Raw genomic sequence first — 21852 nt, forward strand, 5'->3', positions numbered from 1 at the left:
GCCACGCCACCTCGGGGGAGTACGCGGGCGTAGGCTTTCCGGGATGCGGATCGGCGAGCTGTCCAAGCGCACGGGCGTGAGTCCGCGCTCATTGCGGTACTACGAAGAGCAGGGCCTGCTGGCCAGCTCACGCTCCGGCGCGGGGCAGCGTCACTATTCCGATGCCACGGTCCAGCGCGTGTCGCTCATCCGGCAGTTGTTTGACGCGGGTCTGTCCAGCCGGGTGATCGCGACTTTGCTGCCGTGCGTGGACCTCCCGGACGACCTCGGCGTCGCCGAGGAGACGTTCACGGCGATGATGCGCGAGCGCGACCGGATCGACGCCGAGATCGCGCACCTGGTCGAGACCCGGGATGCGCTCGACGTGGTGATCAGGGCCAACAGCCGGCACCGGGCGGAGCTGTCCGCGACCCCGGAACCGGTGGCACAGCCGGCCTGACGCTGTGATCTGCACCTCAGCCGGTTGCCCCTCACATCGGTGTCAACGGTGAGGATGGCCGCAGAGCCCGGAACCACCGGGCCGGTCACCCGAGAGGCGGCAGAAGATGGGGCAGGCGTGGGGTTTCGGCAGGTATGGCGGGCCCGAGGTGCAGGAGTTCTTCGATCGTCCCGACCCCGTTCCCGGTCGAGGCGAGGTGCTGATCCGGGTCGACGTCGCCGGCGTGAATCCCCTTGACCACATCGTGCGCTCGGGTCTGGTCGACGGCCTCGACGGCGGGCGTCCGTTTCCCCGCGTGCTGGGCATGGAGGCAGCCGGAACCGTTCTCGCCCTGGGGGAGGACGTCGACGGGCTGGAGGTGGGGGACGCGGTCTTCGGCTTCGCGCTCACCGGTGGCGGCACCTACGCCGAGACGACGGTGCTGTCCGCGCCGAACACCGCGCGCATCCCGGCGGGTCTGTCCGCGGCCGTGGCGGCAACGCTGCCGGTGGCCGGGACGACCGCGGTGGACGCACTCGACCAGCTCGGCCTCCCGGCCGGTGCCACGGTCCTGGTCAACGGGGTCGGGGGAGGGGTCGGCCTCGCCGTCGCCCGGCTGGCCGCCGGGCGCGAGCTGCGGGTGATCGGCACCGGGAGCACCGCCAAGCGCGAGGCCGCCGAGGCCATCGGGGTGCGGTTCATCGACTACACCGCCGGGGACGTCGTCGCCGCGGCGGGCGAGCTGGTTCCGGACGGTTTCGACGGGATCGTCGACCTGGTCGGCGGCACCTCGCTGCGAGCGGTCGCCCCGCTGGCCCGGGATACCCGCAACGTCATCGCCGTGGGTGACTCATCCGTGTCCGATCTCGGTGGGCGTTTCGTCGAGCGTCGCCTCGACCGCGAGAACCTGGAGCGGTCCGCCAGGCTGGCCCTCGACGGAGTCCTCGCACCGGTGATCACCGCGGTCCACCCGTTCTCCGACGCCCTGGCCGCCCTCGCCGCGGTCGAGAACGGTCACGCTTCGGGCAAGGTCGTCATCAAGGTGGCATGAGAAGTGCCCGGCTGCCTGCTCCTCGGACGCAAGTAGCATTGCGACCCGTGACTGCGGGGGACAAGTACAGGACACCGACGCGTCTTTCGCGAAGATCGCTGCTCCTAGGCGGCACCGTTGCCGCGTCGGTGGTGGCACTGGGGGTGCAGGCGATGCGGACCTCCCGCGGTCCGCGGCCGCATGATCCGCACAGCTGGGAGTCGGTGCCCGCGCCTGCCCAGACGGACGAGCCGGTCGAGGTCGTGCACTGCGCGGGATGGGACCCCGCCACGCGCTCCGCGGCCTCGCCGATGTCCGAGGCGGTCGCACGCGCGCGGGACGCGGCAGGCGACCAGTACGCCGCGGTCCTGTTCGTCGGCGGGGTGGCCCGGGCAGTCGTCGAGGTGTGCTGGTCGGCCCGCCACGCCGAGGTGTGGCACATCGACGAGTCCGGCCGCCGCTACCGGGGCGTCGCCTACCGCCGTTGGCCGGACGGGCGGTTGCGACTGTTCGAGGTCCGCGGCTGGCGCTACGGCGAGCAGGACACCCCTGAGTTCGCCGGCGAGAACCCGACGTTCCGGGCCCGCGTCCACCGCACCGTGACCGCGACGGTCGAGCAGGTCGCGGTCTCGGCGGAACTGTCCAGCGGCGGCAAGCTCGACACCTGGCGCGACTGGCAGAACTGGCCGGAACCGACGCGTCCACCGGACGACGTCGCCGTACCCGCATCAGACGGCTGGCCCGCGCTCGCGGGAATGACCGGCCCGGTGACCGTCCGCCCCGGCCCCGACGTCGTCCCCGCCACGTTCCCGTGGCGCCCGCCGCACCCGCTGCGCCCCCGTCACATCGAGAAAGTCGTCACCGACGGCTCGCGCTTCCGCACGCAGAACGGTCGTGTCCAGACCATCAAGCGGGTCCCGGCGGGCACGATCAGGTTGCCCAGCGGCAAGTTGCTCGTCGCGGACCCCGGCTGGCTCCACACCGACCCCGAACCGCTGACCGCGACTGTCTCGCCCGGTGAGTACCCGGTGGACGTGTTCGAGCTGGCGGAGGACGGGAAGTCGGCCTGGACGGTCGCCTGCCGGGTGACCGTGAAGGACGCGCCTGTCACGTCGTGGGACCTCGCGTTGCTCGAAGGCCGGCACGAACTGGACCTGGGCGACGGCGAGTTCTTCGGCAACCCGGTGGACACCGCCACGCTCGCCTTGGTCGATCAGGCCGGCGTCAAGGCGTTCCAGCAGGCCGACATCGACGCCGCCACGGCCGGGGAGGCCGTCTTCCACCGGCTTGCCGATCCGAAGACCGGCACTGACCTGGTCATCGTGCCGGGGTGGAGCGACGGCTCGTACCCCGTGTGGATCGGACGCACCGGGGACGGCGCCATCGGCTGTTTCGTCCTCGACTTCCGCGTGCCGGAGCTGGCCGGCGCTGAGCCCGTCTGATTCACGTCTGGCATGACCCGTCAGACGGGCGCGCGTGACCACTGCTGGTTGGTGCCGGTGTTGCAGGCGTACTGCTTGAGAATCGCACCGTCCACAGTGGAAGCGGCCGGCACGTCGACGCACTTGGCGCTGTGCCGAGCCCGCAGCTGGAAGTAGCTGCCGTTGGCGACCATCTGGAACTGCTGGTTGCCGCCGCTGCCGCAGGTGTACTGGATGAGTTCGGCGCCGTCGCTGGTGGACGCGCTCGCGACGTCGAGGCACTTGCCGCTGTGCCGGCTGACGATGTGCCAGTAGCCGCTGCCGGCGTCCCGGAACTCCCACTGCTGCCAGGCGTTGCCGTTGTAGGTGTACTGGCCGACACGCGCGCCGTTGTCGGTGTTCGGCTGCTGGACGTCCATGGCCTTGCCGCTGTGGCGCGCGGTGATCCGGTGGAACGTCGCCACGGGCGGGTTCGTGCCGTCGCCCCAGGCGTACCGGAGCCGGTCGGCGCCGGAGGCGTTGCGGATGGTCAGGTCGAGGTTGGTGCCGCTGCCGCTCAGGGAGTACATCGAGTAGTGGTCGTAGCCGATGTTCCCGGGCTTGCCGCCGATGGCCGGCCAGTAGGTGCCGCCCATCCTGTTGTCGCGCATGACCTGGGCCATGGCGCGGATGTGGCGCACGAAATTGTTGGTGCTGTTCGCGTCGCTGTAGTCGAGGCCGGTGGACATGGGCGCGCCGAACTCGGTGGCGACCGCGCGGGAGGCGCAGTTGCCCAGCCGCGTCTGGATGTGGCTGCGGAACTGGTCGTACGTCATCGCGTCGTAGAAGAAGGCGTAGTGGTGGAAGGACAGCAGTGTCGAGTTGAAGCGGCTGTCGTTGCAGACGTCCCGCAGATCCTGGCTGTAGCCGATGCCGCCGATGAGCACCCGGGAAGGCACCGCCGAGGTGTGGTGGCTGAGCCAGTTCGCGGCGACGTTGCGCCAGTCCGCCGAGCTGTAGCCGACCGGCTCGTTCATCGGCTCGAAGTAGACGTTGCCGTTCGAGCCGTAGGTGTTGGTCACGCTGGACCACATGCTGTTCCACGCGGCCATGTTCGTGATTCTGCCGTTGGCCGCGGCGCCGTCCTCCCAATAGGCGAGGATGACCTTGAACCCGCGTTCGGTGGCGGCGTCGATGGCGCCCCGGTAGGCGTTCCACCAGGTCGTGTCGGCCACGGTGTGGGTGTTGACGGGCAACCGGACCGTGTTGATTCCCAAGGTGGAGGCCATGTCGTCGTAGAGGGCGTTGGCCTTGGCCCGCACGGTGGCGTTGCTGTCGGACTTGCTCAGGCCCTGCACGACGAGGGCGGTGGTGCTGAAGTTGTCGCCCAGCACGGCCCAGTTCACGCCGCGGAACTGGCTGGTGGCGGCATCGGCCCGGGGTGTGGTGCCGACGAGGCTCAGCGATGCGGTGAGTGCGGCCACCGCAAGGGCGGTCAGCGATCGACGCGACGACCGGTTCTTCCGCGATGGCCGTGGCTGATGACGGTCGTGCGCCATGATCACTGTCATGAGATGTCCAATCGCCGTGCCATGCGCGCTGCCTGGATGAGGATCGCGGACACCTCGTCAATCGTCCACTGCTGTCTTTCGAACCGTCGAAGCGTTCGACAGTGAAGGCGGGGGCTCGGCGGGCTTCGCGCCCAGAACGGGCCGAGCAGGTTCTCGCCCTGGCCGTGTGCCGTACGCCCTCCGAGGTGCGACGACGAAGATCTGTTTGGTGCGCTGCAAGGTGGAAAGCGCTTACCGTCCGCCTCGAAATGAAACGTTTCAACCATTGACCGGTCCTGGTGTCCGGTGCTGTCATGGATGCGCGGCATCTCTGGGAGCGTTCCCAGAAATCAGACAAAAGGAGCAATGGTGCTCAGCAATGTTGGCGCGCGCGCACTCGCTGTGGGAACGGCGCTCTGCGTGGTTGCAGGTGGCTTCGCGGCCGCGGGGATGGCTGCGGCCGCCCCCGGCTGCGAGGTCGACTACCTGGTGCAGAACAAGTGGCAAGGCGGGTTCTCCGCCAACGTCACGATCAAGAATCTTGGTGATCCGGTAGACGGGTGGAGGCTTGCGTGGACATTTCCGGGTTCTGAGCGTTTCGGTGAGGGCTGGAACGCCACGTTCGCGCCGTCCGGTGCGGACGTGGTGGCGTCCAATGTAGACTGGAACAGGGTGATCCCGACCGGTGGGAACGTGTCGTTCGGTTTCAACGGAACGGTGTCCGGTTCCGAGGTCGGTGAACCGGAGGCGTTCACGCTCAACGGAGTCCTGTGCAACGGCGGTGCAGCACCCACCACTACGACCACCACGAGCCAGGGGCCGGGGCCAGGCCCAGGTGATCCGGCCGGGCGCAAGCAGGTCGAGCGGCTGGACCGCGGTGTGGTCAGCGTGCGGTCGGGCAGTGGGAACCTGGTCAGCTGGCGGTTGCTCGCCGGGGACGCGCGGGACACCGGGTTCAACGTCTACCGGGGTGGGGCGAAGCTCAACTCGGCACCGGTCACGGCGTCCACGAACTACCTCGACTCCGGTGGCCCCTCCGGTGCGTCGTACACCGTGCGAGCGGTGGTCAACGGTGCCGAGCAGCCGGCTTCCGCGGCGTCGTTGTCGTTCGCGGCGGGCTATCTCGACGTTCCGATCTCGCCGCCGGGCAGCGCGTACACCGCGAACGACGCGAGTGTGGGCGACGCGGACGGCGACGGGCAGTACGAGGTCTTCCTGAAGTGGTATCCGAACAACGCCAAGGACAACGCGCAGGCCGGTGTCACCGACAACACCTTCATCGACGCCTACCGTCTTGACGGCACCCGGTTGTGGCGCATCGACCTCGGCCGCAACATCCGCTCCGGCGCGCACTACACCCAGTTCCAGGTCTACGACTACGACGGTGACGGCCGTGCCGAGATCGCGATGAAGACCGCCGACGGCACCCGCGACGGCCGGGGAACGGTCATCGGCAACGCCTCGGCCGACCACCGCAACGGCGACGGCTACGTGCTGGCCGGCCCGGAGTTCCTGACGATGTTCAGCGGCCTCACCGGTGCCGCGCTGTCCACTGTGAACTACGACCCGCCACGCGGGAACGTGGCGTCGTGGGGAGACAGCTACGGCAACCGCGTCGACCGGTTCCTCGCGGGCACCGCCTACCTCGACGGTGCTCGTCCGTCGCTGATCATGGCTCGCGGTTACTACACCCGCGCGGTGATCGCGGCGTGGGACTTCCGCGACGGCCGGCTGGTGAGGCGGTGGACGTTCGACTCGAACGCCTCGGGCAACGGAACCTATGCGGGACAAGGCAACCACTCGCTGACCATCGGTGACGTGGACGCCGACGGCCGCGACGAGATCGTCTACGGCGCGGCGGTCGTGGACGACAACGGCCGTGGTCTGTGGAACACCCGCTTCGGTCACGGTGACGCGGCCCACCTGGGTGATCTCGACCCGTCACGGCCTGGCCTGGAGTACTACAAGGTGTCCGAGAACGGCAGCCAGCCCGGTACGTGGTTCGCCGACGCGCGCACCGGTCAGGTCCTCTGGCGGACCGCGCCGGCGGGCGACAACGGCCGTGGTGTGTCGGGTGACGTCCACGCCGGCAGCCCCGGCGCCGAGTCGTGGTCGAGTGCGGACAGCCAGATTCGCAACACCCAGGGCCAGACGATCGGCCGCAAGCCGTCGTCGGCGAACTTCCTGATCTGGTGGGACGGCGACCCCACCCGCGAACTGCTCGACGGCACCCACATCGACAAGTACGGCACCGGTGGCGACACCCGCCTGCTCACCGGAGCGAACGTGCACTCCAACAACGGCACCAAGTCCACCCCCTCGCTGTCCGGCGACATCCTCGGCGACTGGCGCGAGGAAGTCATCTGGCCGACCAGCGACAACCGGGCGCTGCGCATCTACAGCACGCCGAACCAGACCGACCGCCGCATCCCGACGCTGATGCACGACCCGATGTACCGGGTCGCGATCGCCTGGCAGAACACCGCCTACAACCAGCCACCGCACCCGAGCTTCCACATCGGCGGCGGCATGGTCACCCCGCCGTGGCCGGACGTCCACTACGCGAAATGACCAGTGCGTAGATCGCTGAAGTCCTCATCCGCCGTGTTGATCTGACTCGGCTCGAACAGGGGCCGGTTCGCGGGGTTCACGCTCCCGAACCGGCCCTCACCTGGTCGCTCCACCGGACTGCGCGGTGGCCGGCGATGGCGGCGAGCCGGAGTTTGGTCTCGTCCTCGCTGCCGGGCGCGGCCGTCATGATGACGATCTTGAGCTCGGAGTCGCCTTCGGACAGGACGTCCCAGTCCACCGCGACCGGGCCCACCGACGGGTGGTGGATCGTCTTGCGGTCCTCGCGGTGCGCGCCGACCTCTCCGGTCGCCCACAGCGCGGCGAACCTGCTGTTGGCGGCGTTCAGTTCGCCGACGAGCGCCGCCAGGCGGCGGTCCTGCGGGTGGCGGCCGGTGGCGCGGCGCAGGTCGGAGACGACCGCGGCATCGGTGGCGTCGCGGCCGGTCTCGCTGACCGGCCACCGCGCGAGGTGAGGGGCGCTGCCGTCCAACGGGAACCTGTCCCGCGCGAAGTTGCGCAGCCCGGCCGGCGACAGGGCGGGATCACCGAGCAGGGCCGCCCACCCGCGGTTCCACCACACCAGTTGCCAGTCCGCCGCGAACACGGAGGCCGCCGTGTCTCCGAGGCGGGCGAGCACCCGCTGCACGCCGGGTGGCAGGTGGTCGGAGATCAAGCCCGTCGTCGGTGCGCCGAGCTGAGCGAGCCGGTACAGGTGGTCCCGCTCCGCGGTGGACAGCCGCAGGGCACGCGCCGGGGACGCCACCACCGACGCCGAGGGGGTCGTCGCCCGCCCCTGCTCGAGGCGCACGACGTAGTCGACCGACAGCCCGGCGAGGTCGGCCAGCTCTTCACGCCGCAGTCCCGCCGCCCGCCGTCCGCGTGCGGACGCGTGTCGCCACCAGGCCGGAGCCGGCTCGTCTAGTGCAGGTGCCTGCCGATCCGGTCGAACTCGGCTGCCATCTCCGGGGACGCGAGGAAGTCGTCCAGGCGTGCGGAGACCTCGTAGTCCACCGCTTCCAGCGACCGGATCGCCAGCTGCACGACGAACTCGGGGTCGCGGTCGACGAGGAAGCTCGACCAGTGCTCCAGGGCCTCGAGCGCCCACAGCACCTGCGGTTCCATGTCGCCGTCGGACAGCGTGCCCTTGTCGATCGTGTCCAGCAACGCGCGCAGCCGAGCGGGCGTGCTGCCCGCCGGGTCCGTGCGCGCCTGTTCGAACGCCTGCTGGGCGTCGTCGTCGAACTCGGCCTCCGCCGCGTCCGCGAGGTCGCTGCCCGCGGTCAGCCGGACCACGGTCTCCGCGCCGAACCGGTGGCGCTTCTCGTCGTCGGCGGCCGCGACCAGTTCGCGGACGGCCTGCTCCACCTCGTTGTAGTGCACGGCGTCATCCAACCAGCCCGCCCGGCGCGCGCGTGGCAACGCCGATCACTGTTGGCCATGAGGAAACAGCTCCCAGTGCCCCTCGGAGACGACCTCGACGGTGCCGTCGGCCACCTTGATGGCCGTCTGGTCGTCGATCGCGTACGCCGGACCCGCGATCTCGGCTGCCCATCTCCGGGCAGCGGCCATGGTGTTGTCCGGCACGAGACCCAGGTGCGGGAAGATCGAGAAATCGACGACCCCGAGGGTGCTGTCGCCCCCGTCGGGTGACGTCCACTCGACGAAGTCGTCACCGATCCGGGGGGTCATCACCATGCTCCCCGCACTCAGCCCCACCCAGACGGTGTCCTGCAGCGAAGGCAGGAGGTCCGCCAGCCCGGACTGCCGCATCCAGTGGCACAGGTACAGCGCATCACCGCCGGCCACCAGCAGGACGTCAGCCTCCCGCACCCAGGGGACCCACCGCTCCTCGCCGATGCTGGGCAACGCTGTCAGCTCCAGGACTCCCAGCGACTTCCACCCCAGGTCGCACATGGGCAGTGGCGTCTGGCCGGTGATGAACTGCCAGGCCGAGGCCGGCCCGCCGTAAGGGCTGCCGTACGTCGCCGTAGGAATGCTCAGAGCGCTGGAGTCGGCGATCGGCCTGCCCAGCAGGTCGGCCAACGCAGCGCGGATGCTCGGGTTCGTGACGCCTGCGGACGTGAGAAGAAGCCTCACGCTTGCCTCCTGTAGGTAGCCGTCATGACGCTCTGCCGGAGAGCCATGAAAACGGGTGTGCAGGAAGACAGACCGGACGCCGCAGCGAAACTCATCGCCGTTGCGACCCCCGCCCGCACCTACATCGGCAGCGGGAAATGAGTCAGGCGTTCTCGGCCGGGTCGCTGTGAACGATCTTGCCTTCGACGTTCTTGCGCGGGACGCCGTCCACGTCCACGCAGAGTCCGAAGACGCGGTCCCTGGTGGTCCAGCCGTTGATCCGACCGCGGTTGTTCCCGATCTGCACCCGCTGCCCGGCGATCGCGGTCACCCGGTGGAGGTAAACGGTTCCAGCGACCCGCACCAGCACGATGTCGTCCACGTCGAGCTTGGCCGGGTCAACCGGAGCGACGGTCACCAACTGGCGGCTGCGGATCAACGGCACCATTGACGAGCCGGCCGGGCGGAACTGCACCTTTTCGCCACGCGCTACCCGAGCCGCAACGACATCCAACATCCCCACGCGCTGCAGCTTCGACCGCAGGCCGGACCTGCACAACGCATTTTCGATCGCTCGTCGACAGAGACGGGGCGTGGTGTCCGAACCGTCGTGCATCCCGGCTCCGCCGACCGCGTCCACGCGGCGATATTCGATCGCTGCCACCCGGCCCTCTGCGGCAGCATGAGGAAGTCGGGGGTCCGGAGGGGGTCGGATGGTCGTGCCAGAATCGGAAAGGCCTGTCCGCAAGAACGCGGTGCCGCTCGCTCTGCGCTTGTACGGAAAGGAATTGCGGCGCCACGGGTTCAACACCGCGGGCGCACTCGTGTTGCCCGCGCTGGGCGTCACGTGCCAGCTCTACCTCGCGCCGTTGGCGGTGGGCGGGCTCGTGGGAAAGCTCGCGGGTGGTGGTGACACAGGTCTCGGTACCGTCCTGCCGTACGTGCTGGCCTTCGGCGGTTTCATGCTGCTCTCGGAACTGTTGTGGCGCATCGGCTTGCACTGCCTCAACCGCGTGGACGGCCGCGGGATCGAGAACCTGTCCGCCCTCGCGATGGACGAGCTGCTGGCGAAGGACGCGGCGTTCTTCCACGACAACTTCGCCGGGTCGCTCACCAAACGGGTGCTGAGCTTCGCGTTCCGCTTCGAGGACTTCGTGGACACGCTGGCGTTCAAGATCTTCGCCAACCTCATCCCGCTGGGTTTCGCCTGCGTCGTGCTGTGGAGCTACAACCCGGTGCTCGTCGCGGTGCTGATCGGCCTGATCCTGGTCACGGGATGTGTGGTCGCGCCGCTCATCCGCCACCGCCAGCGGCTCGTCGACCAGCGCGAGGCCGCCATCGCCCAGGTGTCCGGCCACGTCTCGGACACGCTCACGAACATGGAGACGGTGCGGGCGTTCGCCGCCGAGCGGCGCGAGGGCGCGGAGCACCGGACCCGTGCCGCCAAGCAGCGAACGCTGGCACTGCGGTCGTGGGACTACAACAACCTGCGCATCGACACCGTGATCGCGCCGCTGTCCGTGCTCACCAACGTGCTCGGCCTCGTGGTCGCGATCGGGGTCAGCGATGGGCTCGGCGTGGAGGCGATCGTGGTGACGTTCGCCTACTTCGGGAACGCGACGCGGATCATGTTCGAGTTCAACCAGATCTACCGGCAGGTGGAGAGTGCGCTCACCGAGGCGGCTCAGTTCACCGAACTGCTGCTCGACCCGCCGACCGTGCTCGACCCGAAGCACCCGGAACCGTTGCGCGTGAAGGACTCCCGGGTCCAGTTCGAGAACGTCGTGTTCACGCACGGCGGCGGCGAGCCGCTGTTCGACGGGCTCGACCTGGACATCCCGGCGGGCACGCGGATAGGGCTCGTCGGCCGCTCCGGCGGCGGCAAGACCACGCTCACCCGGCTGCTCCTGCGGCTGATGGACGTCGATCGGGGCCGCGTCCTCATCGGCGGCCAGGACATCGCCCGCCTGAGTCAGGCCGACCTGCGCGGCCTGATCGGGTACGTGCCCCAGGACCCGGCCATGTTCCACCGGACGCTGCGCGAGAACATCGCGTTCGCACGGCCAGGCGCGACCGACGCCGAGATCCACCGCGCCGCGCATGCCGCGCACGTGACGGAGTTCGTGGACGCGCTGCCAGACGGGTTCGACACGATGGTCGGCGAACGCGGCATCAAACTGTCCGGCGGACAGCGGCAACGGGTCGCGCTGGCCCGCGCCATCCTGCGTGACGCGCCGATCCTGCTGCTGGACGAGGCGACCAGCGCGCTGGACTCGGAGAGCGAGGTGCTGGTCCAAGAGGCGCTGTGGCGGCTCATGGAGGGCCGCACCGCGATCGTCGTGGCGCACCGGCTGAGCACGGTCGTGCGGATGGACCGGCTGATCGTGCTCGACCGGGGCCGGATCGTCGAACAGGGCACGCACGCGGAACTGCTCGACGTCGACGGGACGTACGCGAAGCTGTGGCGCCACCAGTCCGGCGGCTTCCTCGACGAGGCGGTCGGTACTCGTTGATCGGTCCTCGCGGACTGATCAACGGGTACGAACCCACGAGCCTTTGGTGAGCTGCGCCACGGGTTCCCGCGGGAAACGGGTCGAGCGGATGCGTCAGCGGTGGTTTTGTCGGTGTCGTGTGGACACTGGAGGAGTGAGCACCTCGACACCGTTGCTGAGCCCGACGCGGATCGGCTCGAGGACTGGCGGTACCTGCTCGAGTCGCTCGGGGACGCGGCCTCCGCCGCCACTCGCGAGCAGCTGGCCGCCGAAGTCGTCATGCTGACCCACAACCGGCCGCTGCACGAGGTCAACCTGCGCTGGCACCCGCGGGCCGAGGACCTCCTGTGGCGCCCCGAGCTGCAGGAGGCCAAACGCAGCGAGGGCGGCGGGCTCAACATTCGGTACCGGCGGGGACTGAAGCGGGAACTTCTCGACTCCTTCCTCGCACTGGTCGAGACACGTGCCCCGTACCTGCGGGTCCGGTACGCCTTCTGAGCAAGGCTGCCGCATCGCGGACCATTCGATGCGTTCGATTGTCAGTTCTTGACCGTGAGGCACGAGCACTGTTAGGACTGATCACTGGGAGCGCTCCCGGAATGTTCGACCCACGCCTGCAGCCGACGGGGAATTGGGATCAGGCGTCTCATTCAGACCACGCTGCCCATCGGTCGGACATCTGAGTTGTCTCAACCCTGCTCGAGACCAACTTCGTGGAGATGCCATGACAGCACGTCGAGACCAGTCCGAGATCGCGGATTCGCAGCCGTTGCGCCGGCGGACGTTGCTGGCGGCCGGCGCCGCGCTACCGGTGCTGGCGGTGGGGACACCTGCCGCGGCCGCCACCTCGGTGGTCGTCGAGCCGTCGAACGTGCAGCAGACGATCCTGGGTTTCGGCGGTATGAACCACACCGTCTGGATCAGCGATCTCACTGCCGCTCAGCGGGAAACGGCGTTCGGCAACGGTGCGGGGCAGCTCGGATTCACCGTGTTGCGCATTCCGGTCCACGAGGACCGAGCCAACTGGAGTCGCGAGGTCGCCACGGCCAGGCGTGCGGTCGAACTCGGGGCCAAGGTCATCGCCTCGCCGTGGAACCCGCCTGCCTCGATGACCGAGGCCTTCTCCGGTGGCAAGCGGCTGCGTTACGCCTCTTACGGCGCCTATGCGCAGCACCTGAACGACTTCTCCGCGTTCATGGCGAACAACGGGGTGAACCTGTACGGCATCTCGGTCCAGAACGAGCCGGACTACGCCCAGGAATGGACGGCGTGGACCTCGGCCGAGATCGTCAGGTTCCTGCGCGAGAACGCAGGCGCGATCAACACCAGGGTGATCGCCCCCGAGTCGTTCCAGTACCGCAAGAACCTCTCCGACCCCATCCTCAACGACCCCGCCGCGCTGGCGAACGTGGACATCATCGGTGCGCACCTCTACGGCACCCAGTCCGCAGACTTCCCGTACCCGCTCTTCCGGCAGAAGGGCAACGGCAAGGAGCTGTGGATGACCGAGGTCTACCACCCCAACAGCAGCGACTCCGCCGACCTGTGGCCGCAGGCGCTCGACGTGGGCGAGCACATCCACCGCGCGCTGGTGGACGGCCGGTTCCAGACCTACGTGTGGTGGTACATCCGCCGCTCCTACGGTCCGATGCGCGAGGACGGGCAGATCAGCAAGCGCGGCGCCAACATGGCGCACTTCTCGAAGTGGGTCCGCCCCGGCTACTCGCGGATCACCGCGACCGCGAACCCGCAGTCGAACGTCTACATCTCGGCGTTCAAGAGCGGGTCCAGGATCGTGATCGTCGCCGTCAACAAGAACACATCGCCGGTGGACCACGTGTTCACCATCCGGGACACCGGTTCCGCGACGATCTCGACCTGGCTGACGAGCGCAAGTGCGACTCTCGCGCACTACAACGACTTCACCATGTCGAACGGATCGTTCAACGCTCAGCTGCCTGCCCGCAGCATCAGGACGTTCGTCCTGAACTGAGGCGGGAACGGTCCCCGTCTCGCGTTCGGTTCGCTCAGTTCCACTGCAGACGGTCGGAGAGCCCCGCGGCGGCGAAGGCGGCGGTGAGCTCGTCGCGGCCCTCGGTGAAGTGGGCCCAGCCCTCGTAGTGGACCGGAACCACCCGGCGAGCGCGGAGGATCTTGGTGGCCTCCGCGGCCTGGGCGCTGTCCAGGACGAGCGGCTGGCCGTCGAAGAGGCCGGCGAAGCGCGGGGCGCCTGCGAAGAGCACGGCGGTGTCGATCGGGCCGAATCGCCCGGCGACCTGCTCGACGGCGTCGAGCGAGGCGTTGTCACCGCTGACGTAGACCGTCGGCAGGCCGTCCCCGGTCAGGACGAAACCGACGACCTGGCCGGTGAACGGTTCGATGTCCTCGCGGCTGCCGGGACCGTGGACGGCGGGCACACCGGTCACGATCACCGTGCCGCCGTCAGGGCGGTCCAGCTGGACGGACTCCCAGTCGGCCAGCCCCTTGGTCCTGTCCCCGAGGCGCTGCTCGGCACCGGGAGTGCTGAGTGTGAGCGGGACGTCGGCGAGCAGGGCGCGCCCGGCGTTGTCCAGGTTGTCGGCGTGCTCGTCGTGGGAGAGCAGTACCACGTCGACGCGGCCCAGGTCGGCGGGCGTGATCTGGGAGTGCCCGGTCTTGGTCAGGACCGCGCCCCCGCCGGCCGGGTAGTCGCCCGGTCCGTCGAAGGTCGGATCGGTCAGGAACCGCAGGCCGCCGTACTCGAAGAGGGCGGTCGGGCCGCCGAAGACGTGGACGGGGAACTGGTCAGCGGCCAGGGGAGCGGAAGTCACGAGAAGGGTTCCTCACGGTTCGGTTGTGCGGTATCCGTGAGTCTGACGGTAGTGATTCTCACGGACTGTTGCAAGCCGTACCATGAGGTCTGTGGACGAGAGCATGACGGCAGAAGTCACCTGGCCGCCGGTGCCGGGCGAGGAGCAGTACTCGTCGCTCGCTCTGGCCAACAGCGCCATCGCACTGCCGGGCGGGCGCGTGCTGGACCTCCTCGGCACTCCCGCGCAGACGAACCTCTGGCTGACCGAACACGGCCTTGCGCCGGTCGACATCGGGATGCGGGAAATGTGCGCCACGCAGCTGCGTTCGCTGCGTGAACAGATCAGGGCCTTGTTCGACGCCCGCGTCGCCGGGCTGCCGGCGCTTCCCGCCGCCCTGTCGGCGGTCAACGACGCGCTGACCAGGGTCCCCACGGCACCGCTGCTGCACTGGGACGAGAAGAACGGTCCCTACCGGGCGACGCCCCACCCCACCACCGAGATCGTCGACCACGCCCTCGCGACCCTTGCCGCAAATGCGGCCGACCTGCTCACGGGTCTCGACGCGGAACGGCTCACCGCCTGCCAGTCCAGCCCCTGCAACCGCTATCTGCTCCGCCACGGTCGCCGCCAGTGGTGCTCCACCCGCTGCGGCGACCGCGCACGAGCCGCCCGCGCCTACGCCCGCCGCACCCAACCCCGGACGGACTGACCAGGGCCGACATCACCAGCGGCAGCGTCACTGGTAGGAGACCATCGACGGTTTCGGTTCGTAGGCCATGGTCTGCTCCGGCGTGAGCATCGGTTCGTCCTCGTCGTAGAAGTTCTTCCAGCCCATCGGCAGGTCACCAGGCCGAGCTCCCACAACGGAGTCCCAAGTGGACACCTTCTGGCCCGTCGTGCCCTGCCCGTCCATGTGGATCAGCAGTTGCACCTCGTCGCGGGTGGTGTCGAGCGACTGCTCGTTCCGGATCATCGACAGCTGGAACTGGTGCGCCACGAGCAACTTCTGCGGCAGGAGCTTCACCGCGGTCAGCTCGGCGAGCCACGCCGAGACCTCGTTGATCTCCGAGGCGTCGACACCGCCGATCTGCTGCAGCGGCACCTGGTCCGGTCCGAGCTTCCACTCGGGGTCGACAGCCAGCCCGACGTGGGGCATCTCCAGCAGCGGCGCGTACCGCCTGGCCTGGTCCACCAGCCGAGCCCTGCCCGGTTGCAGGTCCAGGATCACGTACACGCCCTCCTGCCCGGCCCTCTCCACCCACGGGCGCAACGCCTCGACCTCGGTCTCGCCCGAGTAGTCGCCGTCCGGGCCGGGGGAGCCCTGAGCGACGGTGGCGATGATCTCCAGGGTCGGCACGACGGGAACGTCGCTGAGCGGCTCGTACTCGGCGGCCAGCTTCTTGGCGCGTGCGATGGAACCTTCGAGGTCCTGCTCGCCGAGCGCACCGAGCGCGGGCCCGTCCGGATGGCCGTAGAGGCAGACGAGCAACCTGCCGGGGAAGAGCACCTGACCGCCGCCAGGCAGCAGACCGCCGCGGATCACCGTGTCGACCCGCCCGCGCAGCCGCTCCGGTGGACCGAAGTCCTCGCCCAGCGCCAGCAGCGCACCAGACGGCTTCGCGCGCAACGCGTCGATCGCCGCCGGGTCGCTCCTCGGATCGGCGCCGCGCACCTCGACGATTCGCGCGCCCGCGGCCCGTGCCGTGGCGACCGCGGCGACGTCGTCACGGCTGGTGTCCGCCAGCACCGTCAAGTCGACCGGCTGGGCGGGCTCGACGGCCGGCACCCCGGCGGGCAGATCCGTGATCGTGGCACCGTCCGCCGGTGCGTCGATCCCGACGACCCTGGGCTTGCCGGACCACGCCTCGACCTCACGGCGCGCGTCGGCGCCAACGGCGAGCACCACCTGCGGTGACAGCCTCCCCACCTCGTCCCGCACGGACGCGACCCCCTGCTCGGGAGTCGCATTCGAGGCGGGGATCTGGAGCACCGGCACGCCCAGCCGCTCGGCGAGGGTGCCCGCTCCGGCCGAGGCCGCACGGTCCGTCTGCGCGGCCACCACCACGACGGGGGCGCTGCGGAAAAGGGCCGAGCTCACGGCGATCGCCGACTCCGCGCCTGGTTCTGCGTTCAGCACGACGGCCTTCTCAGGTGGTGCGGCCACGTGGGCACGCAGCGCATCAGCCGGCCCCTGGGCCGTGAGTCCGAACGGCCCGGCGGTGCAGCCCGACACCACCACGGACATCACCACGGCGAGGCGCCAGCGCTTCCGCGGCGGCGCAACGGCTCCAGAAGACCTGTGATCAGCGCATTTCAGCACGTCAACCGTCCTATGTGCACAGGTGGTCCGCCTCAGTGCACGAGGGATAGCCGGTGGAGAGCCGAATGTTCACCGGTCACGCCACGACCACCCGAAAGAGGGCACCCGCTGGCGAACCTGGGCCTGCTCAAGGGCTGGATCGGAGGGTCCGGGCGGTGAACGGTGCCAATTCAGGTGACGACCCCCCGCTTGTCCGCTGAGTTCTGCTGACGCGGTTCGCCGATTTCGGTGGTGGCCTGGCTGTACAGTGCTCACAGGTGTGCCGGGAAGCCTGGTCGGCGTCGTTCAACGACGTCTAGGCGCGGGAGCTTCCATGGACACGGCAGTCGCAGGCACGGCAATCGGCCCGATGGTCATCGCCGCAGCGGACCAGTACGACGCCCATCCGGTCGTCCGAGACGACTTGGCGGCACGCATTCTGCCCACCTCCGGGCGTCTGGTCGCGGCCGCGACCCGCTGGCGCCCGGTGCGGAGCGCACTCGTCGCGGCGACGGAGAAGAAGATCCCAGGCCTGTGGGCCGGCATGTTGTGCCGCAAGCGGTACATCGACGACCGGCTCGCTGCCGCTGACGCCGACGCGGTGGTCGTCCTCGGCGCCGGGTTCGACACACGCGGGTGCCGGCTCCGTCACGAGCGTGTGTTCGAGGTCGACCTGCCGGCCAACGTCGAGAGCAAGCGCACCAGGTTGCGCGCGATCTTCGGTGAGGTGCCGCCGAACCTCAGCCTCGTTCCGATCGACTTCGAAAGTCAGCACCTCGACGAGGTGCTCGCCCAGCACGGCTACCGCGCCGACGTGCGGACGTTCTTCGTCTGGGAAGCGGTCACCCAGTACCTCACCGAAGAGGCGGTGCGTGCGACGTTCGGGCTCCTCGCCCATGCACCTTCAGGTAGCGAGCTGGTGTTCACGTTCGTGCGCAGGGACTTCCTCGACGGCACTGCGCTGTTCGGCGGTGAGGCCGCCTACCGCGAGTTCGTGGTGAAGCGCCCTGTGTGGAAGTTCGGGCTGCTTCCTGAGGAAGTCGCCGGGTTCGTCGCGCCCTACGGGTGGGCCGAGGTCGAACAGCTGGGCCCACCTGAGTTCACCGAGCGATACATCGCACCGTCAGGGCGTTCGTTGGTCGTGTCGGAGATCGAGCGCACGGTGCGGTGCGTCAAGGTCGCCGACCGGTGACGCCGGTGATCGACGCCCGTGGCCTGACCAAGCGCTATGGCGATGTCGCGGCGGTGGACGACGTCTCCTTGCGCGTCAACGCAGGCGAGATCTACGCGTTGCTCGGGCTCAACGGGGCGGGCAAGACGACGACGATCCGCATGCTGCTCGGCATGGTGCGACCGACCGGCGGATCCGTGGAGGTGCTGGGATCGCGGGTGCGGCCGGGTGCGCACGCCGCTTGGTCGCGGGTGGGACATCTGGTGGAGACGCCGGCGGCGTATCCGGAGCTCACGGTCAGGGAGAACCTGATCGTGGCGGCCCGTCTGCGCGCACTGCGCGGGCACGATCACGTCGAGGAGGTGGTGGAGCGGTTGAGGTTGACCGCGTACGCCGACCAGCGGGCGAGAACGTTGTCGCTGGGCAACGCGCAACGGCTCGGCCTGGCCAAAGCGCTGTTGCACCGGCCGGAGCTGCTGATCCTCGACGAGCCCGCGAACGGCCTCGACCCGGCCGGCGTCGCGGAGATCCGCGACCTGCTGCACGAGTTGAGCCAGGAGCACGGCGTGAGCGTGGTCCTGTCGAGCCACATCCTCACCGAGGTCGCGCGGCTGGCAACCCGCATAGGCGTCATCCACCGCGGCCGGCTCGTCCGCGAACTCGACGCGGGCGACCTGTCCGCACACGCGCGTCGTCGGTTGAGCGTGTCGGCACGTGACCGGGTGGCGGCCGAACGAGCGTTGGTCGTGGCGGGTTTCAGTCCGATGAGGACGGAGTCGGACGGCCTGACCCTGGCTGACGACCGCGCGCTCGAGCAGCCTGACGCGGTCGCCACCTTGCTGGTGGAGGCGGGCTGTCCGCCGACCCGGCTCGTGGTGGAACAGGACGATCTCGAGACGTTCTTCCTGCGGGTGGTGGAGTCGTGATCAACGTACTGGCGACCGAGGTCCTCAAGGCCCGCCGATCGCGCGTCCCGTGGATCACCGCACTCGCTTTCACCGTCGCCGCGGCCGTGGGCGGGCTGTTCATGTTCATCCTGCAGGACCAGGACCAGGACCGGGCTCGTTCGCTCGGGCTGATCGGAACCAAGGCCGCGCTGGTCGGCCGGGACGCGGACTGGCCGACGTACCTCGGGTTCCTGGCGCAGACGACTGCTGTCGGCGGCATGCTGGTGTTCGGCATGGTGTCGGTGTGGTTGTTCGGCCGGGAGTTCAGCCAGAACACGGTGAAGGACCTGCTGGCGTTGCCGAGTGCGCGGACCACGATCGTGCTGGCGAAGTTCGCCGTGGCGGGTGCGTGGTGCCTTGTCCTGACCGTGCAACTGGTCGTGCTCGGACTGGGGATCGGCGCAGTGCTCGGCCTGCCGCGGTGGTCAGCGGACCTGGCGACGTCCGGCGTGGCGACGATCGCTGTTACCGCGGTGATGACGGTGCTGCTCACGACGCCGGTCGCTCTCGCGGCCAGTGCCGGCCGCGGTTATCTGCCCGGTGTCGGGGTGTTGATGGCCGCGATCTTCAGTGCACAGGTCGTTGCCGCGCTTGGTTATGGCCGGTACTTCCCGTGGTCGGTGCCGGCTCTGTTCAGCGGACTGGCCGGACCGGATGCCGGATCGCCCGGCTGGCTCGGCGTGGTCCTGGTGGTTCTCGTCGGAGCGGCGGGAGTGGCGGCGACGGCGCTGTGGTGGCGCAACGCCGATCAGGACCGATGAGCCCGATGGCGCTCCCACAGCCAGCCGAACCGGTCGATCCGCCACAGCTGCGCCACCACGACCAGCGTCGTGCCGAACACCGTCGGCCACACCGAGAGCACGATCAGACCCCACACCATCAGGCCGAACCCGATGATGCCCAGCGCGACCAGCAGGCGCAGGACCTGTCGATGATCCGGTGGCACGAGGTCGCGGTCCTCCAGCCAGGCGCGTTCGCCGTGAATGCCGCGCGCGGCCCAACTGCGTGGTTCACGCACCGGAGGAAACGCTCTCGGGTTGACGAACAGCCACACGATGACAGCCGCGACCGGCACTAGGCTCCACCACCCGATCCAGGTGCGGCTCCAGATCGCCAGCAGCATCAGGGGAATCGCGGCGAACCGCGTCCACACACTCCACGGGTTCGCGTGCCGCTGCCACGCCTCGTCGGTCATGCGGAACGTCTTGGCGACGCGGTCAGCCACGTCCATTGTGGATCCTTTCCAGCTCGTGCACGGCGGCCTCGACGCCGTTCTCGGCTCGTACCTGCTCGCCGAGCTCTTCCGCACGCTGTCGCAGGGCCAGGGCTCGGGTGATCGCTTCGGACAGCGTGTCGACGGAGAGCTTTCTGTACGGCACGGGTTCTGGTGCGACACCGACTGCATGCATCCGTTGAGCCCAGTGCGGTTGGTCTGCGACGAACGGGCACACGACCTGCGGCACGCCCGCGGCGAGTGCTGCCGCGGTCGTGCCTCCACCACCGTGGTGCACCACCGCGCGCACCTGGCCGAACAACCAGTCGTGGGGCACCTGGTCGATCACCAGGAGATCGTCCGACGAGCGCGCGGCGAGCCCGCCCCACCCGGTCGCGACGATCGCGCGCACTCCCGCTGTCCGCGCTGCGTCGGCGACGATGTCACCGGTCCGCTGCGCGTCGCGTCCCGCCATGCTGCCGAACCCGATGTAGACCGGCGCCGGACCCGCATCCAGAAATGCCTGCAGGGTCGCGTCCGGCGACCAGTTGGCTTCCCTCGGCAAGTACCAGAAACCGGTGGTGCGCACCGAATCCGGCCATGCGGGATCGATCGGTGTGACGAGGGAGCTGAACGCCTGCAGAACGTGGGCCTGACGTGGGCCCTGGCCGCGTGGCAGGCCGAGGTCGTTGGTGCGCCACGTGGTGACGATGCCGGAGTAGGCGCGCAGGGTCGCCGACACGGTCAGGTAGGTCGCCCGGTTGAGGAACCGGGGCAGCCGGGGGAGCGGCACCATCGGACACGGGAACTCCGACGTCGGCACCCAGCCGGGTTGCAGCGCGGCGAGCACCGCGGGAACACCGAGCATCTCCGCCGCGTGCTGTGCCGGGACGCTCGGCGTGTGCACCAGGACATCCGCACCGCTGGATCGTGCGACCGTGCCGACATCGCGCAGCACGTCGGCCATCAACGGCTTGATGCGCCGGATGGTCGACAGAGCGGTGATCTTGCCGCGGACGCCGCGGTACCCGCCCTCGATCGCCTCCGCCATCAGGGGATCTTCGAGCAACCTGTTGGGGCCGTTGTCCAGGGGCGCGAACTCGACGTCCTGCTTCGACACGCTGGAAGCGAACGACTCCGGTGCGGCCAGCAGCGCCCCGTGACCCGCTTTCTTCAGCGCCACCGCCAACGCCAGCAACGGCTGCACGTCTCCGCGCGTGCCGTGGGCGACCAACAGGGCCTTCACGGCCTGGTCCTCTCGTCGATGTCGGTGAACGCGGTCAGCCAGCGGTCGTCGGCGAACAGGCCGTGCGTCAACATCTCCAGGCCCGCACGGGCTCCGCGCACCGCCGTCGCGGTCTCAGCGGGGTCACCGCCCAGCAGGCGACCCACCTGATCGCCGAGCACCAGCGGCGCCAGCAACCACGACACGTAGGTGACGGCCCGTGCCTTGGCGTCCGCCGAAGCGCGCACCCAGCCTTCCTGTTCGCCGGCCGCGAGCCACGCCTCGGTGCGGTCGACGATCTCGGCGAACAGAGCACGGGCCGCCGGCGTGTCATCGAGCAACGCCCTCGCCAAGTAGCGCCGAATCGGCGTCGCCGCCTGCAAGACCTCACCCAACGCCTCGATGGACGTCTCGCCGCCGCTGCGGATCGAGTCGAGGACGTAGTCGTCGCAAGCCTGCCGGAGTCCTTCCTTGGAACCGAAGTGGTGCACGACCAGAGCCGGCGAGACCCCGGCATCCGCGGCCACCGCGCGTACCGACGTTCCGGCGATGCCGTCGGTGCCGAACCGGGCCAGTGCCGCGTCGCGGACACGAGCCCGCGCCGTCAGATCAGAGGCTGAACGCATGTTCAGAGTATTGAACAGATGTTCAGCGCTTGTCCAGACCTG

Annotated in this window: 21 protein-coding genes and 1 pseudogene; 11 read left to right on the plus strand and 11 right to left on the minus strand. The window is 69.2% G+C overall.

Annotation, left to right across the window (positions count from 1 at the left end; all coding sequences use genetic code 11):
- Window positions 1-43: 43 nt before the first annotated feature.
- The 3 genes from SK571_RS23225 to SK571_RS23235 all read left to right on the plus strand — a co-directional run bounded on the left by SK571_RS23225 (window position 44) and on the right by SK571_RS23235 (window position 2890).
- A complete protein-coding gene (locus SK571_RS23225; RefSeq protein ID WP_319986193.1) occupies window positions 44-439 on the plus strand; it encodes a MerR family transcriptional regulator in 396 nt (131 codons plus the stop codon).
- Window positions 440-545: 106 nt separating this feature from the next.
- The gene (locus SK571_RS23230; RefSeq protein ID WP_319986194.1) at window positions 546-1469 is read left to right on the plus strand and encodes an NADP-dependent oxidoreductase; all 924 of its coding nucleotides are present in this window, start codon (window positions 546-548) and stop codon (window positions 1467-1469) included.
- A 152-nt stretch (window positions 1470-1621) separates the two neighbouring features.
- Entirely contained in the window at window positions 1622-2890 is a 1269-nt protein-coding gene (locus tag SK571_RS23235) for a DUF4241 domain-containing protein (RefSeq protein WP_319986195.1), read from the plus strand.
- Between the two features lie 20 nt (window positions 2891-2910).
- Here the strand turns inward: SK571_RS23235 and SK571_RS23240 are convergent, their stop codons facing one another.
- A complete protein-coding gene (locus tag SK571_RS23240; protein WP_319986196.1) occupies window positions 2911-4332 on the minus strand; it encodes an RICIN domain-containing protein in 1422 nt (473 codons plus the stop codon).
- Window positions 4333-4767: 435 nt separating this feature from the next.
- Here SK571_RS23240 and SK571_RS23245 point away from each other — a divergent pair, with 435 nt between their 5' ends.
- Window positions 4768-6969 carry a rhamnogalacturonan lyase family protein gene (locus SK571_RS23245; protein ID WP_406602019.1) on the plus strand — a complete coding sequence of 734 codons (2202 nt, stop codon included), beginning with the start codon at window positions 4768-4770 and terminating at the stop codon, window positions 6967-6969.
- 76 nt (window positions 6970-7045) lie between these two features.
- Here the strand turns inward: SK571_RS23245 and SK571_RS23250 are convergent, their stop codons facing one another.
- The 5 genes and pseudogenes from SK571_RS23250 to SK571_RS23270 form a co-directional block, all read right to left on the minus strand.
- On the minus strand, window positions 7046-7615 hold the full coding sequence (locus SK571_RS23250) for an MmyB family transcriptional regulator (RefSeq protein WP_319986320.1): 570 nt from the start codon (window positions 7613-7615) through the stop codon (window positions 7046-7048).
- 75 nt (window positions 7616-7690) lie between these two features.
- Window positions 7691-7831: pseudogene (locus SK571_RS23255) on the minus strand (helix-turn-helix domain-containing protein); the annotation flags it as partial.
- A gap of 56 nt (window positions 7832-7887) precedes the next feature.
- Window positions 7888-8349: a hypothetical protein gene (locus tag SK571_RS23260; protein ID WP_319986198.1), complete on the minus strand. Its 462-nt coding sequence runs from the start codon at window positions 8347-8349 to the stop codon at window positions 7888-7890.
- Window positions 8350-8394: 45 nt separating this feature from the next.
- Window positions 8395-9066, minus strand: a complete 672-nt coding sequence (locus tag SK571_RS23265; protein WP_319986199.1) for a Type 1 glutamine amidotransferase-like domain-containing protein — start codon at window positions 9064-9066, stop codon at window positions 8395-8397.
- 142 nt (window positions 9067-9208) lie between these two features.
- On the minus strand, window positions 9209-9685 hold the full coding sequence (locus tag SK571_RS23270; RefSeq protein WP_319986200.1) for a S26 family signal peptidase: 477 nt from the start codon (window positions 9683-9685) through the stop codon (window positions 9209-9211).
- 73 nt (window positions 9686-9758) lie between these two features.
- Between SK571_RS23270 and SK571_RS23275 the strand changes: the two genes are divergently transcribed.
- The 3 genes from SK571_RS23275 (at window position 9759) to SK571_RS23285 (ending at window position 13530) form a co-directional block, all read left to right on the plus strand.
- On the plus strand, window positions 9759-11558 hold the full coding sequence (locus tag SK571_RS23275) for an ABC transporter ATP-binding protein (RefSeq protein ID WP_319986201.1): 1800 nt from the start codon (window positions 9759-9761) through the stop codon (window positions 11556-11558).
- Between the two features lie 111 nt (window positions 11559-11669).
- Window positions 11670-12035, plus strand: a complete 366-nt coding sequence (locus tag SK571_RS23280) for a hypothetical protein (RefSeq protein ID WP_319986202.1) — start codon at window positions 11670-11672, stop codon at window positions 12033-12035.
- A 226-nt stretch (window positions 12036-12261) separates the two neighbouring features.
- Window positions 12262-13530, plus strand: coding sequence for a glycoside hydrolase (locus SK571_RS23285; RefSeq protein ID WP_319986203.1), 1269 nt, complete (start codon window positions 12262-12264; stop codon window positions 13528-13530).
- Window positions 13531-13564: 34 nt separating this feature from the next.
- Here the strand turns inward: SK571_RS23285 and SK571_RS23290 are convergent, their stop codons facing one another.
- On the minus strand, window positions 13565-14347 hold the full coding sequence (locus SK571_RS23290; RefSeq protein WP_319986204.1) for an MBL fold metallo-hydrolase: 783 nt from the start codon (window positions 14345-14347) through the stop codon (window positions 13565-13567).
- Between the two features lie 82 nt (window positions 14348-14429).
- On the opposite strand from SK571_RS23290, the gene SK571_RS23295 reads away from it, so the two are divergent.
- The gene (locus SK571_RS23295; RefSeq protein WP_319986205.1) at window positions 14430-15038 is read left to right on the plus strand and encodes a CGNR zinc finger domain-containing protein; all 609 of its coding nucleotides are present in this window, start codon (window positions 14430-14432) and stop codon (window positions 15036-15038) included.
- Window positions 15039-15065: 27 nt separating this feature from the next.
- On the opposite strand, the gene SK571_RS23300 is transcribed toward SK571_RS23295, so the two are convergent.
- Window positions 15066-16649, minus strand: coding sequence for a serine/threonine-protein kinase (locus SK571_RS23300; protein WP_319986206.1), 1584 nt, complete (start codon window positions 16647-16649; stop codon window positions 15066-15068).
- A 313-nt stretch (window positions 16650-16962) separates the two neighbouring features.
- On the opposite strand from SK571_RS23300, the gene SK571_RS23305 reads away from it, so the two are divergent.
- Genes SK571_RS23305 through SK571_RS23315 form a run of 3 tightly spaced genes read left to right on the plus strand, consistent with a single transcriptional unit; the run spans window position 16963 to window position 19507 of the window.
- The gene (locus SK571_RS23305) at window positions 16963-17820 is read left to right on the plus strand and encodes an SAM-dependent methyltransferase (RefSeq protein WP_319986207.1); all 858 of its coding nucleotides are present in this window, start codon (window positions 16963-16965) and stop codon (window positions 17818-17820) included.
- Entirely contained in the window at window positions 17817-18725 is a 909-nt protein-coding gene (locus tag SK571_RS23310) for an ABC transporter ATP-binding protein (RefSeq protein ID WP_319986208.1), read from the plus strand. The genes SK571_RS23305 and SK571_RS23310 overlap by 4 nt, the downstream gene beginning before the upstream one ends.
- Window positions 18722-19507 (plus strand): ABC transporter permease, encoded by a 786-nt coding sequence (locus SK571_RS23315; protein ID WP_319986209.1) that lies wholly within the window; start codon window positions 18722-18724, stop codon window positions 19505-19507. The genes SK571_RS23310 and SK571_RS23315 overlap by 4 nt, the downstream gene beginning before the upstream one ends.
- On the opposite strand, the gene SK571_RS23320 is transcribed toward SK571_RS23315, so the two are convergent.
- From SK571_RS23320 to SK571_RS23330, 3 genes are read right to left on the minus strand one after another with little or no spacing between them, the layout of a single operon-like run.
- Complete coding sequence (locus tag SK571_RS23320) at window positions 19495-19977, minus strand: DUF6653 family protein (protein ID WP_319986210.1); 483 nt, start codon at window positions 19975-19977, stop codon at window positions 19495-19497. The two genes, SK571_RS23315 and SK571_RS23320, sit on opposite strands and share 13 nt — an antisense overlap.
- Window positions 19964-21205 carry a glycosyltransferase gene (locus tag SK571_RS23325; protein WP_319986211.1) on the minus strand — a complete coding sequence of 414 codons (1242 nt, stop codon included), beginning with the start codon at window positions 21203-21205 and terminating at the stop codon, window positions 19964-19966. Before SK571_RS23325 ends, SK571_RS23320 begins: the two co-directional genes overlap by 14 nt.
- A complete protein-coding gene (locus SK571_RS23330) occupies window positions 21202-21810 on the minus strand; it encodes a TetR/AcrR family transcriptional regulator (RefSeq protein ID WP_319986212.1) in 609 nt (202 codons plus the stop codon). The genes SK571_RS23325 and SK571_RS23330 overlap by 4 nt, the downstream gene beginning before the upstream one ends.
- Window positions 21811-21852 lie beyond the last annotated feature (42 nt).

The organism is Lentzea kristufekii (assembly GCF_033949925.1).
Taxonomy (GTDB): Bacteria; Actinomycetota; Actinomycetes; order Mycobacteriales; family Pseudonocardiaceae; genus Lentzea; species Lentzea kristufekii.

Bases quoted from the DNA above. Each gene is read 5' to 3' on its own strand.
- SK571_RS23285 (WP_319986203.1), top strand. From the start codon at position 12,262: ATGACAGCACGTCGAGACCAGTCCGAGATCGCGGATTCGCAGCCGTTG.
- SK571_RS23235 (WP_319986195.1), top strand. From the start codon at position 1,622: ATGCGGACCTCCCGCGGTCCGCGGCCGCATGATCCGCACAGCTGGGAG.
- SK571_RS23275 (WP_319986201.1), top strand. From the start codon at position 9,759: ATGGTCGTGCCAGAATCGGAAAGGCCTGTCCGCAAGAACGCGGTGCCG.
- SK571_RS23330 (WP_319986212.1), bottom strand. From the start codon at position 21,810: ATGCGTTCAGCCTCTGATCTGACGGCGCGGGCTCGTGTCCGCGACGCG.
- SK571_RS23230 (WP_319986194.1), top strand. From the start codon at position 546: ATGGGGCAGGCGTGGGGTTTCGGCAGGTATGGCGGGCCCGAGGTGCAG.
- SK571_RS23305 (WP_319986207.1), top strand. From the start codon at position 16,963: ATGGACACGGCAGTCGCAGGCACGGCAATCGGCCCGATGGTCATCGCC.
- SK571_RS23225 (WP_319986193.1), top strand. From the start codon at position 44: ATGCGGATCGGCGAGCTGTCCAAGCGCACGGGCGTGAGTCCGCGCTCA.
- SK571_RS23320 (WP_319986210.1), bottom strand. From the start codon at position 19,977: ATGGACGTGGCTGACCGCGTCGCCAAGACGTTCCGCATGACCGACGAG.
- SK571_RS23295 (WP_319986205.1), top strand. From the start codon at position 14,430: ATGAGGTCTGTGGACGAGAGCATGACGGCAGAAGTCACCTGGCCGCCG.